14 protein-coding genes are annotated in these 14961 nt (G+C 60.6%); 2 read left to right on the top strand and 12 right to left on the bottom strand.

Annotation, left to right across the window (positions count from 1 at the left end):
- Position 1: 1 nt before the first annotated feature.
- The 4 genes from FZF13_RS07365 to FZF13_RS07350 all read right to left on the bottom strand — a co-directional run bounded on the left by FZF13_RS07365 (position 2) and on the right by FZF13_RS07350 (position 2018).
- Complete coding sequence (locus tag FZF13_RS07365) at positions 2 to 343, bottom strand: hypothetical protein (protein WP_024922421.1); 342 nt, start codon at positions 341 to 343, stop codon at positions 2 to 4.
- 27 nt (positions 344 to 370) lie between these two features.
- The gene (locus tag FZF13_RS07360) at positions 371 to 880 is read right to left on the bottom strand and encodes a hypothetical protein (protein WP_024922422.1); all 510 of its coding nucleotides are present in this window, start codon (positions 878 to 880) and stop codon (positions 371 to 373) included.
- Positions 881 to 989: 109 nt separating this feature from the next.
- Positions 990 to 1265 (bottom strand): hypothetical protein, encoded by a 276-nt coding sequence (locus tag FZF13_RS07355; protein ID WP_024922423.1) that lies wholly within the window; start codon positions 1263 to 1265, stop codon positions 990 to 992.
- Positions 1266 to 1316: 51 nt separating this feature from the next.
- A complete protein-coding gene (locus FZF13_RS07350) occupies positions 1317 to 2018 on the bottom strand; it encodes a peptidoglycan-binding domain-containing protein (protein WP_024922424.1) in 702 nt (233 codons plus the stop codon).
- A gap of 265 nt (positions 2019 to 2283) precedes the next feature.
- Here FZF13_RS07350 and FZF13_RS07345 point away from each other — a divergent pair, with 265 nt between their 5' ends.
- Together FZF13_RS07345 and FZF13_RS07340 are read left to right on the top strand one after the other, a co-directional pair.
- Positions 2284 to 2544 carry a hypothetical protein gene (locus FZF13_RS07345; RefSeq protein WP_024922425.1) on the top strand — a complete coding sequence of 87 codons (261 nt, stop codon included), beginning with the start codon at positions 2284 to 2286 and terminating at the stop codon, positions 2542 to 2544.
- Between the two features lie 137 nt (positions 2545 to 2681).
- Positions 2682 to 3203: a hypothetical protein gene (locus FZF13_RS07340; RefSeq protein ID WP_139116520.1), complete on the top strand. Its 522-nt coding sequence runs from the start codon at positions 2682 to 2684 to the stop codon at positions 3201 to 3203.
- A gap of 14 nt (positions 3204 to 3217) precedes the next feature.
- Here FZF13_RS07340 and FZF13_RS07335 read toward each other — a convergent pair whose 3' ends face one another.
- Genes FZF13_RS07335 through FZF13_RS07300 form a run of 8 tightly spaced genes read right to left on the bottom strand, consistent with a single transcriptional unit; the run spans position 3218 to position 14919 of the window.
- A complete protein-coding gene (locus FZF13_RS07335) occupies positions 3218 to 4075 on the bottom strand; it encodes a hypothetical protein (protein WP_024922426.1) in 858 nt (285 codons plus the stop codon).
- 11 nt (positions 4076 to 4086) lie between these two features.
- On the bottom strand, positions 4087 to 6048 hold the full coding sequence (locus FZF13_RS07330) for an SGNH/GDSL hydrolase family protein (protein ID WP_024922427.1): 1962 nt from the start codon (positions 6046 to 6048) through the stop codon (positions 4087 to 4089).
- A 26-nt stretch (positions 6049 to 6074) separates the two neighbouring features.
- Positions 6075 to 9386, bottom strand: coding sequence for a TipJ family phage tail tip protein (gene gpJ / locus FZF13_RS07325; RefSeq protein WP_024922428.1), 3312 nt, complete (start codon positions 9384 to 9386; stop codon positions 6075 to 6077).
- Between the two features lie 6 nt (positions 9387 to 9392).
- On the bottom strand, positions 9393 to 9791 hold the full coding sequence (locus FZF13_RS07320; RefSeq protein WP_024922429.1) for an NlpC/P60 family protein: 399 nt from the start codon (positions 9789 to 9791) through the stop codon (positions 9393 to 9395).
- Positions 9788 to 10315 carry a DUF1833 family protein gene (locus FZF13_RS07315; protein WP_024922430.1) on the bottom strand — a complete coding sequence of 176 codons (528 nt, stop codon included), beginning with the start codon at positions 10313 to 10315 and terminating at the stop codon, positions 9788 to 9790. The genes FZF13_RS07320 and FZF13_RS07315 overlap by 4 nt, the downstream gene beginning before the upstream one ends.
- Positions 10312 to 10731 carry a hypothetical protein gene (locus FZF13_RS07310; RefSeq protein WP_024922431.1) on the bottom strand — a complete coding sequence of 140 codons (420 nt, stop codon included), beginning with the start codon at positions 10729 to 10731 and terminating at the stop codon, positions 10312 to 10314. Before FZF13_RS07310 ends, FZF13_RS07315 begins: the two co-directional genes overlap by 4 nt.
- Positions 10731 to 14696: a coiled-coil domain-containing protein gene (locus tag FZF13_RS07305; RefSeq protein WP_024922432.1), complete on the bottom strand. Its 3966-nt coding sequence runs from the start codon at positions 14694 to 14696 to the stop codon at positions 10731 to 10733. The genes FZF13_RS07310 and FZF13_RS07305 overlap by 1 nt, the downstream gene beginning before the upstream one ends.
- 1 nt (position 14697) lies before the next feature.
- Positions 14698 to 14919, bottom strand: coding sequence for a phage tail assembly chaperone (locus tag FZF13_RS07300; RefSeq protein ID WP_024922433.1), 222 nt, complete (start codon positions 14917 to 14919; stop codon positions 14698 to 14700).
- Positions 14920 to 14961: the final 42 nt, after the last annotated feature.

The following is a 14961-nucleotide window of genomic DNA, read 5'->3' as shown; positions in this document are numbered from 1 at the left end:
GCTATTTTGGGTGGACGACTATGTCCTGCTGTCCTGCCGGCGTCTTGACGATGACTAGGGCGTCGGCGGGAACCTTGGCATCGACCTGCTTGGCGACCTCGGCCGCCTTGTCCGAGCTCGACTTGGTGAAAATCGCGTAGATCGCGACGGCAGCGGTTGCCAGGGCAGAGAGTGCCGAGACGAAGCCAGGAATCTCATTGCGCAGCGCGTCGATCTGCGCCTGGTCGAGCAAGCCGAGAACACCGGCGACGGTCAGCACCGTCCCGAGGATGGTGCCCAGATAACGTAAGGCGACGCCGACCGGCGCCGATGTCGTGAAGATGGATGCGATCGACTTCAACATCGTCGTGTTCCTTTTGTTCGAGGTTGATCAGTGGGTGGCCGCCGAGATTGTCAGGTAGGCGGCGAACGCGGCGGTGATGATGTCGACGGCGGTCTGTTTGGAAGGGTCAGCGCAGACAGGCTGCAGCGACACCCAGGCGGTGTCGACGCGCCGTTGCGTCCTCTCCGACACACGGTCGGCGGCGACGGCGAGCAGATACAAGCGGTGCGCCTGCTCGGAGGCTGTACAGATCGCTGGCAGGTTCTTCTGGAGGCTGCCATCGAGCTGGCTGGTCTGGCAGCCGGCAACGACCAGCATGACGGCAGCGAGCGCGAACAGCGAGCCACCACGGTGAGGCTTCAGCCTTGTAAGGCGCTTGGCATTGGCATCGCGACGGACGAAGTGGATGGCGTCGGCGCCGAACTTGCCTCGATGCCAGCCGAGAGGCCAGGTGACGTAGTCGACGACGGTGCAGACAAACCACGGGATGATCAGGAAACGACGGAAGGCGAAGAGCGCAACGCAAAGCAGTGCGCTCGCTGAAAGGAGCGAGAACATGGTGTTTTCCTTTTGAGGTGGTGAGACGACTGAAGTGTCTCGGGACTGTTCGCCGAAAAACTGAAGCGTCAGAGAGTGCCCGGCTCACCCGGCCGGGCTCGGGTTGGCGCTACTCGACGAGATCGCCGATGGTGGTGAGTTCGATCTTCAGGTTCTGACTAAGTGCCGAACCATCGCTCTGATTCCACGCGGACCCACTGGCTTCGATCTTCACGATCTTTTCCGCCGGCAGGCTCATCACCAGCGTTTCGAGCATTTCGCCCACCTGGTTCTTGGCGGATTCCTCCGCCGAACCTTTCGGACAGCCTCCGACGCCAGCAACCTGCTGCTTGACGACTTCGGCCAGCTTGCCGGCTCTACCCAGCTTGTTGTACGACCAAGACATCTTCACTTCCTTCTTGAAAATGCCGACGGGCCCGGCCGGCGCGGGATTGCTTCAGGAAAGCAGTGCTTCCCAGGTCTGAGGGCCAACGCGACCATCGACGGTCAGACGTGCGGCCTTCTGGAAGGCGCGCACGGCCCTCTCGGTGCGATCGCCGAAATCTGCATCGACAATGAGCTTCGCACCCTTGTCGTTGAGCAGCTTCTGGAGGCGCTCGACGTCGGTTCCCTTGGTGCCCTTGGCGAGCACCGGATAGACTGGCTTCGTCACCGGCTTCGCGGCCTGCGCCGGCGCTACATCGAAACCCGGGAGGTTCCATGCAGACGCATCGTCATAAAGCCTCGGATCGTCGGCGACCGAGATATGAACATGATGCCGGTGCGCGTTGGTGCCGACGTATTTCCGCCAGATCCACGGCGAAGGGCCGGCAGCGCCCGATGCGATCTCGCTGTCGGCGATCACGTACTTGATGCGGCTATCGCGGCTGTCGAGCAGAGCTTGCGCGAGCCTGCGATTGTCAACGCCGTGCGATGGATCATCGGTCAGATCGATGGCCTGCACCACTCCGAGGGCGTTCGGATTATGGTCTGACCGGCGCGCCGAGTGGGCGGTGTCGCCGACTGTACCATCGGCGACCTTCGACCGGTTCGGAGAGAGCGCATTGATCTGGTCACGCAGCACCGCCAAGCTGCGTGCGAGACGCCACTTGGTCCGCGCAACAGTAGTCGCCGCGCCGGTGGGCACGTTGCTGGTCATGTTCTTTCCTTTCAGATTGCAGGAAGCCGATTTTCGGCTTATTTCTGCTGTCGGCTCACGTTTTGAGGGGGCTGGGGCGTGGAAACCCCATCATGTGTTGGGATAAAACCCAAAAAGAGCGCTCTCCGATTCAGGTCGGAGGGCGTTTCTTTCTCGATCTTCGGTCGGGGAGGCATGCGCGTATGTCCAGGGCTTGCGCCTAAAGACGCATGCGGCTTTCACACATGATGGCTTTCCAACTCCCCGATCAGATTGGGGAGCGTGCATGCCCGAAAACCTATACGAACTTCTCTGCCAGCGGCTGGACCGTTGGCAGCTAGCGCATCCGAAGCGCTGGTGGATGTGGTGGCGGACCGACCCTTTCGAGTGGTCGCCCTATATGCCGTTCGGACGAAAAATCCGCGATGAGGCCGGCAATCTGATCGAAGGCAACTGCATGAGGCGGTTTCAAGACGGCTCTTGGACCTACCGGCCCTTTACCGAAGTGGAATCGGTTGATGACGAAACGTGGCACGGGGTTCGCTGAAGAGACTTAACTATTACCCGCTCCAGCGCAGGGCGTAACGGTAAATTGGATCCAACGAAAAGTTCAGCCCCGGATTTGCCCATCGGCGATGTTCCTGTTTACTTTGCCGCTACTGCAAAAAAACAATGGACTGGGGAATGAAAAAAATCATCGCATCCAGCGTTGCCGCTGCTTTCACATTCTTTTCGTCGGCCGTGGCGGCAGGGGATTTTCGCGGCGCGATGGTTCACAAGACCGCCGATGCCGAACAGATCGTTCCGAATAGCTATTCAGTCACACAGTGGGTGAAGGTTGAATTCCCTGAGGTCGAATACGACACGAGCGGCTTGTGGGACGCAGAAAACCATCAATTCGTAATTCCTGATGGCGTACAATTTGTTCGTCTCTCGGGACAAATAGTATGGGACCACGACGCTAAGGGCTCACGGCAGACACTCATTACTAAAAACAATGCGCTTTTCGACGGCTATGCTGCCCAGAACGGACGAGCAACTTTTGGTACTACTCCCGATCAAAACGTATCGACAGCAGTCATTCCCGTAAAAACTGGAGACACGTTTCAATTACAGGCGTGGCATATACGCCCAAAATTAACGGGTTCGCCAACTAAGATTTACGGAAATAATGGAACGTGGTTTTCCATAGAAGTAGTTGAATGACGAATAAACGTTGCCTACCCTCTGCCGCGCAGATCGCGCCAACCCATCACATCGACGGTGGAGGAACCAAGCGTTCCCGTCGTCAGCAGTTGCTGAAACTGAACTTGCCGGACCGTGTTGGTTAGGAACGCACCAGGTCCGGTGAGGTTGGTGAAGGTGTTGCTTGACGCGATATTGGCCCGGCAGATGGCCATGGCCGCTGTCGTGCCCTCGCCGTCGCCCATCAGCTGGACCGCATTGCCTACGGCCGACAGCAGTATGTTTGACGACAGGATCGGGCTGACGCGAACACCGGGCGGCACGTCGAGCGCCAAAGGCCCCAGCGCCACCGCGGCAGTGTTCGTGAAACTGCGGCGCGGCACGTCCCACTTGAAGATGTCTCCCCACTGCCGAAACTTGACCAGGGAACCGGCATCGCGCAGCACCGAGCCAATCCGGCGAAACATGGTGTAGCCGGTGGGGAGCGTTGGCGCATTTACCGATTGGGAAACCAGCAGATCGGATGTAGCTGGCGTCGGCTTCAGGATGGCGAAGACATGATACCAGCCATCGACAAGCGCTCCCGTATCCAGAGCGCCGTTGCCACTTCCACCGGACCAGTTGGCATCCATCCTCTTCGTCATGGCGCCAAGCACAATGTTGGCGATCCCTGTGCTGTCCGAACAGACACCAGCCGCCACGTCGATGTCGTTCACCGCATCGGCTGTGTTGTTGGACAGTTCGAGACCGTTAAGGTGCCCCGGCGGATAGGGAGCCGTACCGTAGGCGAGTTCCAGAACATCTCTGGCGGCGCTTGAGTTGGCCGCCGTGAGCAGCGATTTGCCTATGGCCGTGATTTGACCGATGAGGTTCGGGTTAAGAAGTGTCGTCATGTCAGCGGTCCTTAAGGCCGGCAGGCGCCAGGGGTGGCGGCCATGAGCGCCGTGACAATATCGTGGCCGGCAGGGCCAATGTGCTGCACATCCACGAAAAGCGCGGCATAGCTGGCCGGCGGCATGGTCGCGCGCAGGAATCCGAACCGCTCGTAGACCGGCACATAGACAACCCCCGGCAGTGCGCCGCAGGTCTGGATGGTGTTCAGCCACGGACCGAAATTGGCGATCATGCCGGCGTCCTGCGTTGCCGACGGCGAGCAAAGCGTGACCCTTGCTCCGGCAGCCTGCGCCATCGTGATCATCGACGTGATCTTGGCGCCCATTGTCGCGTAGGGCAGCGGATCGAAGAAGTCGTTGATGCCGGTCATGATGCAAACGGCCCTGGCGCCCGAGGCCGCCAGGGCCGCAGCCATACGGGCCTCCTGCTCGCTTGCGTTCTCTCCGCCAACGCCGGAATTGTGCGCCATGGCCCAGCCCAGTGCGTTCTGCACCTTGTGTCGGAAGGTGTCGTATTCACCGACACCGGGCCGGACGCCCAAGGTTATCGAGTCGCCCATGAACAGAATGTCCGAAAAGGCATCGGATGCGGCCGGATAGCTGCCCACAATTCGGATCGTGCCTGCGGGGTCGACGGGGACGGCGGTCGAGCCTGCCCCCGACCCAGTCCGTGCCTGTAGCAGGACAACGTTCGTTCCGGCCAGGATAACGCCCTGTAGCTCTTTTCCGACGCCGTAATCGATCGCAGAGGCTTGAATTGCGACCGGCGTGTTGATGAAGGCGGAGGCCGGCACATTGTTCAGGCGAATGTAGGTATCGCCGGTGCCCGTTGCCCCGGTCCAATCGATCTCCGCCGTGAACTTGACCCAGTCGTTGGCGAGGCGATACTGGCCGCGCTGGGTTGTGTAGGTGGCAGTTCCAACGACCGAGCTGCCCTCGACTGTGGGCCTGATGTTACCACGCGTGCCGCCGATGAACCGTGTCGCCTCCTCCGAGAAAGAGGCCGGGGTAATGGTGCCGTCGCCTGCGTAAGGAATTGCCCGTGTAATTGCCAGAATGCGGGCCTCGCCGCCATAGCCAATGGGCGGCGCGATGGCGAACACCAGATCGGTCCCATCGACGGAATACTCACCGACGTGCTGCACCAGCCCCGTCGCGGTCAGGAAGACATTGTTTTTGCTCGCCGGCACCAACCCCAAGGGGAACCGAGTCCTGACACCGTCACCGACGATCGCGACGGCAGGGATGTTGAATATTCCTCCCGCCAGCGCGGCATCCGCCCATTCTTTCGCCGATTTCGTTCCCGCCCCGCCCGGCACGGTTCCTTCTGCCCACTTTTGAGCCGAAGTCATGGCTGCCTCTGCCGCCGCCTGGATCGCGGTCGCATCGCCATAGCTGAAAAACCGGTAGCTACCAGCACTGTCGATATGAACGATGGCCGCCATGCCGCGTTTGATGTAGCCGGGAGTTATCGCCTCTCCGACATTGGTGACGAGTGCGCGCGGTGTATCTCCATTGATGGCAAGCGTCATCGGGCCGATGCTAGCGGCGGTGAAAGGGCCAACGACGATGAACTGAATATACGGGGTCGCCGAAACCGGGATTGCTGAGATGGCAACAACGGCGCTCGCCGTGCCACCCGTCACCACTGCGTTGATCACCTGCGTGCCTGGAATGAAGTTCAGAAACACTTCCCATCCAGTCGAGCCTGATGCCGTAGTCTTCCTGTAGGTCTTCCACTCGGCATAGGCGAGGGTTCCGACCGTGGGCGTGACATCGGCATTCATGGCTGCAACAGACGAATAGGACTTCACTGTCCCAAGCGGCAGCGACGACGCAACCTGCTGGGAAATCGCCTGCATTCCGATCGGTCTCGGCCCGATGCGCTGGCCATTGGCCGCGGAAAACCCGAACAGGTAGTCGACGGCAGCCAAAGGCTCTTTATCGACGGCGCGGATGCCATCTATGCTCATGATAAACCTCGATGTTCAGAGAATGGTCAGATGACCGCGACAGTTTTGTCGGCAGACTGAGGCCCGGCCCTGCGGTCAGCGTTTAGCGGTTCGAGCTTGTAGGTATGGATGCCCTGCGTGAGGCAAGCTGCCGTCTCTTCGAAAAGAACGACGTCATCGATCGATCCGTTGAACGTGCTATCGGCGCTGAAAACCAGCGTGGTCGGAGAAGCACCGGCCGTGAGCCGGAATAGGAATTGTCCGTTCGCAGCGACGGCGGGGCCGGACGCAGTAGCCCCGCCCGTGAGCTTGGGCGTGATCGTGCCGGCGGTCCTTCCCGAAACAGTAGCGGCGCCACGATAGACCTTGCCAGCGGTCATTGCGGCGGCTTGGCTTAAATCGGAAGCTGTTCCCGCCGTCTTCGTCGCTTGGCCACTGGCAATCGCCCAGCCCGTTCCCTTGGCCCAGTTCGCGTCAGCATCAAAGCTGCCGTTCGTGGCGAGCGTGGCGCGCGTCGAATCTCCATCGATCCTGCCAAACGATCCATTCGGGGAGACCGGAACAGTCGCTGGCAGCGCGGCACCATCACGATAGATGCGGACCTCATCCGTGTTCGGGTCTGGGCCGGTCGCAAATGTGATCTCTGCCTGGCCAAGCTTGCCGACGATCTGAATGCTCGAAGCGGGCAACGACGACGGCAGTGATGTACCGGCGATAGTAACCGCAACGATCGCGCTCCACGTGCCGGCGGTTCCCCATGCCGATGTGGCCTGCACCTGCAGCTCGATCTGGTTACCGACGACATACCCGACCAGTTCGACACTGGCACTAGATACTGGCGATGTTGCCGTTGACCATGTGGGCGAACCAGCCGGCCGATGGCGAACGGTGTAGCTGGACAGTTCCACCACATTGGTCGGCGCAGGCTCCAGCCGCACCAACGTCTTTGACGAGCCGGCGTCGTATCTAACCCAGACGATCTTAGGCGCACTGGGTACGATGCCTGATTGATCGACGATATCGCCGACCTTGCTTTCCCATGCGGGGATCGTGGTGGCATCGGTGAGTTGGTCGATCTCCGGCGCCGAGGGAAGCAGAGTCAGGTCGGAGCCGCCGTCGTCGCGCCGCTGAATGCCGGCCAGGATCAACGGAATGCTCTCCGAACCGTACTCCCCAAGCATGATGATGGCCCCAGCATCGGGGAGCAAGCCGTCTCCTTTCAAAACGATTGCCCGCGTCTCTCCCGGGAGTGCAATGATCTGTCGCACCACATGTTGCCCCAATGACGAGCTTTCGTCGCCGAGCACACGGAAACCGACGGCATAGGTGACGCCGTTCTTGATCTGCCAGGCTTCATCGATCTCGATCAGGTTCCCACGCACAGCCTTGACGCGGGCAGAGGCCATCGCCCGGCGAAGGATGTCCTTCGACGCCAGGACAAGATCTCCCCGTGTTGCCGAGCGCGCATAGCCGTCCTGTGTCGCGCTGTAGGCCACGTTGCGAAACTGGAGTTCATAGAAGCGGCGGACAGCCTCGCGGTAGATTTCGTCTGGATCGGTCTTGCCTGGCATCTCCATGGCTTCGGTTGTCACGATCGCGCCGGCCAATCCAGGGCGACGAACGATACGCTCGGCCGGCTGGAAATTGTTCGTGCCGTCTTGAAATTTGATGCGCAGCGCGTCGGGTAGTTCGGCATACGCAACCTCGAATTTCACGTTCGATGCGTTGCGTGGCGTGATGACATCGATCGGGACGGTGCGAGGCTTGTCTATGACCGCGGTCCACCAAGATCCGTCGAAGTAGACCCGCGCGCGACCGGCAGCACCGATCATCTTCAGCGTGTCACCAAGCGATTGGCGGTTGCCAATGACGAGGTCGAATTTCAGTCCCTTGAGCGTGCAGAAGTCACGCCATTCGGCGAACTTCGCCCAATCGATTTTGCTAGGCGCCTCAGCCGTGTAGAGCCCAGGTCCCAGCAGCACGTAGAGTGCAGATATGGCTGGGTTGCGCGGGACGTTCGTCGGCCACCCATGGCCGAAACCATCTGTGACGCGGCGCGTCATGCAGTTGTAGGTCTGCACCTGACCGTTCATCTGGTGGGTGGCCTTGACCCTCATTGCCGTCAGGCACAGAGGGGTCGACGTGTTGAATGGATATTCCGGCCGGAAAGTCTGGAGAGCTGCCCACGTGCAGGTCAGCGCAAGCGTATCATCGTCCCATTCCAGTGGCTCCGAGACGGTCAGGCGAGTGATCTGAATTTCCCATGCCCCTCGCTCGGGAAAGTCGATCCTGACCGCACGATAGAACCCGGCGAACTTCAGGTTCGTAACCGAAATGTCCGGCTTGGGAATCACGATTGAGGTGCCGGCTTTGCGGATCCCCACTCTGAATTTTGCTGTTTGCGAGCTGCGCTTACCCTTATTCGTGATCTTTCCGAGACCGCTTGGAAACTGCAAGATGACAATGGCGTGTGTTGCATTGAGCCCGGTGGTCCGCTTCACGGTCTTGGCAGGCTGCAACGTCTCCGAGCGCAGCATATTTCCGGCGTCGTCACGCTCCCACTCCAGCACCAAATCCGTGCCGATCGAATCCTCGATCACCTGCTGGGTGTAGAGCGTGAATGGTACCGAGCTGTCGGGATATCCCACCGCCCCGCGGTGCTCGATCTGAAACTCATCGTAGTCCGTGATTGAGGTATCACCGATCTTGTGATCCCAAAGCTCCTGCGTCCCTAGACCGTGACAGAAGACGGCGCGATTGTAGAGGATGTCGCCAACGACCTCGATGTAGGACGCGGCGGCAAAGGGTGGGGAATGCCTGAGCTCTCCGAGCGGGACCGGGATCGGTTCGTCCTGGCGGTACTCGTTCTGCCAGCTGTCGATGACGAAGCTGTCCCTGTCCTTGTTGGACTGCTTTTTCGGCTGGAAGAGGGCGTTGATCAGAATACCGCCAATGGCGGTGATGCCGAAACCGATGATGCTGGCCCACGTCGCCGCGCTGAGGCCAAACGTGCCCGCCAGAACACCGCCAAGGGCATTCGAGATGGCGGAGGCCGCAATCTGCACCAGTAGCGTCAGCGCGCCTGCGCCGTGCCCGATGGTGATGACGACCCTGGTGCTCGGATAGGGCCGCACCAGATGCCAATTGGCTTGCGGAATGATGGCGCTGCCCTTCGACGATACCAGCGCAACGCGAACACGTGGAAGTGCGGCATATGGTAGATCGGGCAGTACGACAGCCACGATCTCCGCCACGGTCAAGCCCGCCGGCACGACGATCTCTTCGCGCCCTCGATCCAAGTCCATGGCATAGGGTGCCAGCGTGACGGGCACGCCTGACTTCTCGGTCAGATCATTCATGAGTGGCTATCCGACCCAACGGTATGCGCCGACAAGGCGGCCGGCCCACGGCGCGGCGTCGTACCGGCCGATCTTGGCGTGGTCGTCCTTGACGACATGCAGCATCTGACCCGGCCCCACATGGATGCCGACATGGCTGTCGTGTCGGGCAACTACGAACAGCAAGAGGTCGAACTCCTTTACCTCAGCGACCAAACGCCAGCGCGCGGCGGCTTTCTCCCGCCGCGCAATAGCGCCGATCTCGGCATGGTCGCGATCGCTCAGATACTCGGCGGCGTAATCCGGCAGTTCGAGGCCTTTGACCTCGCGATAGACCAGCATCGCCAGACCCCAGCAATCGGCACCAGCATGTGACCGACCCTTGGAAAGGTCGGGAATGCCAACGAAGGGGGCTGCCCAGTTCATCGGTGCAACCCCGGGAAGCGCTCCTTCGACATGCGTGTCGCCGGATATGGCTCGTCGTAGAGATCCTTCATCGATAACCTCAGTGCGACTTGTCCCCAATCGCCATTGGCGCCCTTCAGGCTAAGCCCGGCAGTCTCGAATTCGATCAGGTTGGGCGTGTCGGCCATGACGATGGCAATCCGCCCCGTCGCTGGGATCGTGGTCGATGTCAGGAGCCCCACGATGTCGGTATCCAGCACGTCCAAAACGAGCGTCGCCGTCGGCTCGCCATCCTCCTCATCATCGGGTGGGATCACCTGCATGCCGGTGAAGTAGAACGGCCTGGGGGTTCCATCGATTGATCCGTAGGTCGATCGCGTGCCGTAGGTCAGTGGTTCCGTGGAAAGGCGTTCAGCATTGTCGGACGAAATCCGCAGCGGCTCTTCAAGATCGATATGCTCGATGATGACCAGGAAGACCGCAACAGCATCGGTCGCCAATGCGTCGATCTGGCGCGCGGCATTCAGCGAGATCGCTCGGCTCACGGCATCACCACCAACGTGAAAGAGACAGTCCAGTAGATGTCGCGTGGCTTGATGGTTGGCAGACTGTCGAACAGCACCAACCACGTCTCCGCCATCAGGATCGGAGTTCCATCCTCGTAGAGCAACGACGTTTCATCATCGTCCAACCACACATAGCTGTCGCCAGAATGATCGGGGATCAGGAACGGCAATTTCCCCTCTTTCGTTTCCTCAAAATAGAAGTAGCGGAAGCGGCCGACCTGCGTGGTGTCGAGAAGGGTCGAAAACGGGACCGAATGCACAGTGGACGAAAATCGGCCGCGGACATTGCCAGGGCCAGCATCGTTCTTGGATTTGAACCGCCCCTCACCGAACCCGATTTGATAGGTATCGCGCAAAGGCGCCGGCAGTTCGCTGGGATAGAGAGGTAAAGCCATCAGCGCACCTTCATCGGCCGGGCAAGGCCCATACTGGCCAAAGCCTTGTTCGCGGCGCCGCCCTTGCGCGCGATCGCGCTACCGACACGCTCCTCGATGATGAGCTGCGTGCGGCGCCCACCCTGACCATCATCCTCTTGCTCCTGGCGGATGCTGGCACCGGCGTTGTTGATGACCTGGATGGTGTTGACGACTTGCGTTGGTTGCGAGGCCATGCGCATCGACACGTCGTGCGGAATGACGCGCGACCCGCGCGGGAGGTCGACAATCTCGCCCAGGCCTCGTTCATTGATGCGCGCGAGGCCGCCTGGTGCAAAATCGGTGCCGACGGCAAATCCCGGCAGCCCGAATAGCTTGCCCAAGATGCCGAAAATGCCGCCCAGAAACCCGCCTCCGCTCTGCTGCTGGCCACCGTAACCAAGATAGGCGGACAGGGTGGTGTTCGGTTTGAAGTTGGCGCTTCCGAGGAAGGACAATATGCCGCCTTGCCCGTTCTGCCCCATCAATCCCTTGCCAAGGAGGTCAAACCCGCCATTGAGGTCGACGGACTTGGTCGCAAGATTGTCGAGCGCCTGAGCGGCGCGATTTGATGAGCCGAGCAGCGCATCCGCTTTCGCGAAATGCGGCCCCATCTGGAGGTTCCACTTGTCGGCAACAGTGCCCCATGTACCGCCGTTCGCGGCGTCGGATGCATTGTATCGACCTGGACTGCCGGCATTGACCGTTGAATAAAGATCGAGCCCGGACATGCCGGGCTTGAAGCCGCGGCCCTTGAAGAACCGCTCGATGCCGGCGAATTGGTCGGCAAGCGACCCGCCTGGATTGATCCCGTATGACGAACGTTCGCTCTCACCAGCCTGGATCAGGCCATAGTAATTCTTTCCGGCACCACCCCAGACGTCGGAACGGAGGCCGCTTTCGAAGGACATTAGCGCTGCGAGCTCGCGCGGCTTTGCTCCTATATTGGAGGCAAGCGAGCGAATGTTCGAGGCGAGATCGGTCCCGTAGGCGGAGCCGCTAGGCGATCCAATCCCGGACAGTGACATAGGCGCGAAGTCGGAAGACTTGAGGCCACCGCCATTGCCGTTTGCCGGCGAGAAAATGCGTTTCAACAGGCCGTCGCCGCCGCTCGCGCCGATCGATCCTGTGACGATGACGGAGCCTGCGTTGACCGTCATGGCGCCGACGCTCTGCGCACCGGCGGCAGGATTCGGCGTCAATCCGAGCATGGTGGAAAAGAAGCCGCCAATACCGCCAGTCTGGTTCAGAGTGGGTAGGTTTGCCTCGGGGTACCGCTCGTTGATGAACGGGTTCTTGATCGACATGTTGTACAGGTTTTTCGCCATGTCCTTAGCGATATCGCTGAGACGATCCTGCCAATTGTCGAAGCCGTCGATAGCCAGATCGAAGATGTCGCTGTAGGCATCCATCCCGCTCTTGCGGATGTCCTTCCAGAGCTCAACCTGCTTCTTCAACAGTTCGTTCGAGCGAACTAGCGCGGCATCCTGGCCGTCGAGGTCTTCGGACAAGCCGTACTGCTTGAGCTTGCCGGCAACCGACTGGTCGAGTTCGGAGCGCCCAAGCTGGCGAGTGTCAAAACCCAAATCGTCGCGAAGACGCGCTTTGCCCAGCAACTCCACATAGACCTTCAGCTTGGCGGCGGCCTCGTCGATGAGCTCGATCTCTTTGCCGAAATACTTGAGGAATTCCTCCTCGGTGGTGATCCCGTTGCGGGCCGCCTCCTCGCGCAAGTTCTGGAGCGCGCTTGTCTGGAACTGGAGCGAGGCGGTCTCGCTCGCTGTCTTCCCGATCAGGGCGATTTCTTCGCGCTGCTGCGACAGCGACTGCTCGTAGCCTCGGATACGGCTCTCCTGCGAATCCTTCAGGTCTTGTTCAGCACGAGCCCGCTCGAGTGTGGCCGCATTCTCGATCCTGAGCCGCCGCACGGATGCGGTTTCATCCATGTTGAAGGTCGCGCTCTCCCGGGCTCGCGCGGCCGCCGCGAGTTGATCCGGTGATTTTGCACCGATCCCACCGACATCAGCGTCGTATTGACGGCGCATCTGAGTGAGGCGGCTGTTCTCCTCCATGCGAAAGCGCTCCAGCGCCTGCATGTCCTTCTGATTGAACTCGCTGGCGCCGCGCAGCAAGCCACCGGGGCCAAAGTTGCGGTCGTAAGCCTGAATTGCCAGTTGCGCTTCACCCAGCGCCTTCGTGATCTCCAGGATCTCGGCGATGCGAGTCTTCAACTCCTTGGACGCGCCCGGAGCCTGGCCCATGGCTGCAAGCTCGTCATTGAACTTTGCCACCGGGGCATTCCCGGCCTCGATGCCCTTCATCAGCCTGGTGAGGACGTCCTCAAGGCCGAGCGCAGCATCGGATGCCTGCACCATATATTTGACGGCGGTCGGGTCGCTGCTGAACGGACCAGGAAGGTCGCGAGCGATCAGAAGCTGAGGATCGAGGGTTCCGAGCGCCGAATCACGCGAAAAACCCTTGCGCAGCGCTTCGATCGCTTGCTGCGACTGGAAGCCTGAGACAAGTTGGGATGGCCGACCCGTCCCGCGCGCGACGTTGTCGAGCTTCTTGTACCCGTCTTCCGATGCCTTGAGGGCTTCATTGTGCTCCTTCAGGAGAGCAGTCAGGTCTTTCGCGCCCTCGCGGCCTGTGGAGAAAAACTGGATCGCCGCGGCTGTGACGGCCGTGAAGGCGACGCTGCCGAGCATGATAGGGTTGGCAAGTGTCGCGAACGAGGACTTGATCGAGTTCAACAGGCCAACTGCGCTGCCACCGCCACCGGTCATCATGGCCGCCATGCCAAATTGTGTTCCCTGCTGCAGGGCGATTGTCGGAATCGACTGGCCCATGGCGGAGGTAATAGCGATGTCCTGCAACTGCTGCGCGGCGTTGATCGAAGACATCATGTTGCCACCCAAAGCCTGGCTGCGTCGGCCGGCTTCTGCGTGCATGCGGAACTCGTCCATGCGGGCTTGAGCCATTCGCTGGGCGGCGGCGAATTGCTGCGTCGTGAGATCGCCACGCTGCATCATCGTCGCGTACATCGCGAGTTCATTGTTCAGGTGCTCGATGGCCACGCTGAGTGGATCGATCTGCGCGCGGACCATCGCCACCTGGCGCCCATAATCCTCAGTTTCGCGGGCCTGCTGTGCGAAGACCCCGGCCGAATCGCGAGCGGAGCCAGCATTCGCACCAATTCCGAGACGCGCGTTCAGGCCGGCGGTGAACGCGGAGCCGGCCTCAAGCGCGCGCAGTCTGGCAATCTCGTCCAGTTGGTCGAGCTCGGCGGAAAACACGGTGGCGGCATCGCGAGCCGACTTCCCTGTGCCGGCGACAAGCGAGGAATCAAGATCGCGCGCGAAGTTGAGCCCGATCTGCTGTGCCTTTTGCCGACTGATCTCATCCAGCCGGTCAAGTTCCGTCGAAAAGGTGCCGGCGGAAGCGCGCGCCGCTCCCACGAAGCTGGCCGGATCACGGACGCCCAAATTCTGGTTGTAGGCTCCCTGCGCGCGGTCGGCCTGTTGTGCCTCTCTGCCGGCAGCTGCCAGGCGAAGGTACTCTTCTGTCTGGCGCCTAGCGGCTTGCGCGGCCGCATCGTGCTTCAGGACAACCATGTCCATCAGTCGCGCGGCTTCCTGCTCGGTCACGCCAAGTCGAGTAACCGCGCGGTCAAGCGTCAGGATGTCCCGCTCGAGGCCCTTGGCTGCTGCAAAGGCGGGGTCGATGGATGCTTTCAGTCGATCAAAAGCGGAGGCCGCGCGCTGGGTCGAGGTCGATGCGGAGATCATCGAGGCCGCGTTGGCATCGCTGGCGGTCTTCAGCGCTTCCTCGCGATCGCGCAGCCGATCCACGGCCGCCTGCGCAATCTGCATGGCGCGCACATACGCCGCGGAGCCGACTTCGGCTCCGCGACCATCGATGACGAGTTCGGTGACGACGGTGTTCATTTCAGTCGCCTCCTTCCTCGTTTTTCGCTTCTGCTTGTGCTTTCAGGAAAAGATCGTCGAGCAGTTCGATCAGCTCGATTTCGAATGGCCCGATATGAGCCATCACAAGATCCCGGTACTTGTAGATATCGTCCCAGGTGATCGGTTGGTGCGTGTTGACGTTGCGCACCCTGTTGCGCAGCCGCCAGAACATCGCCCAGACGTAAGCCACTTCGACCGGCATTCGTGGAAGCTGAAGTTCAGCTTCGTATCTGGCACGCTGTTC

This window comes from Mesorhizobium terrae, assembly GCF_008727715.1.
Lineage (GTDB): Bacteria > Pseudomonadota > Alphaproteobacteria > Rhizobiales > Rhizobiaceae > Mesorhizobium > Mesorhizobium terrae.
This window is presented reverse-complemented; position numbering and strand designations above follow the sequence as displayed.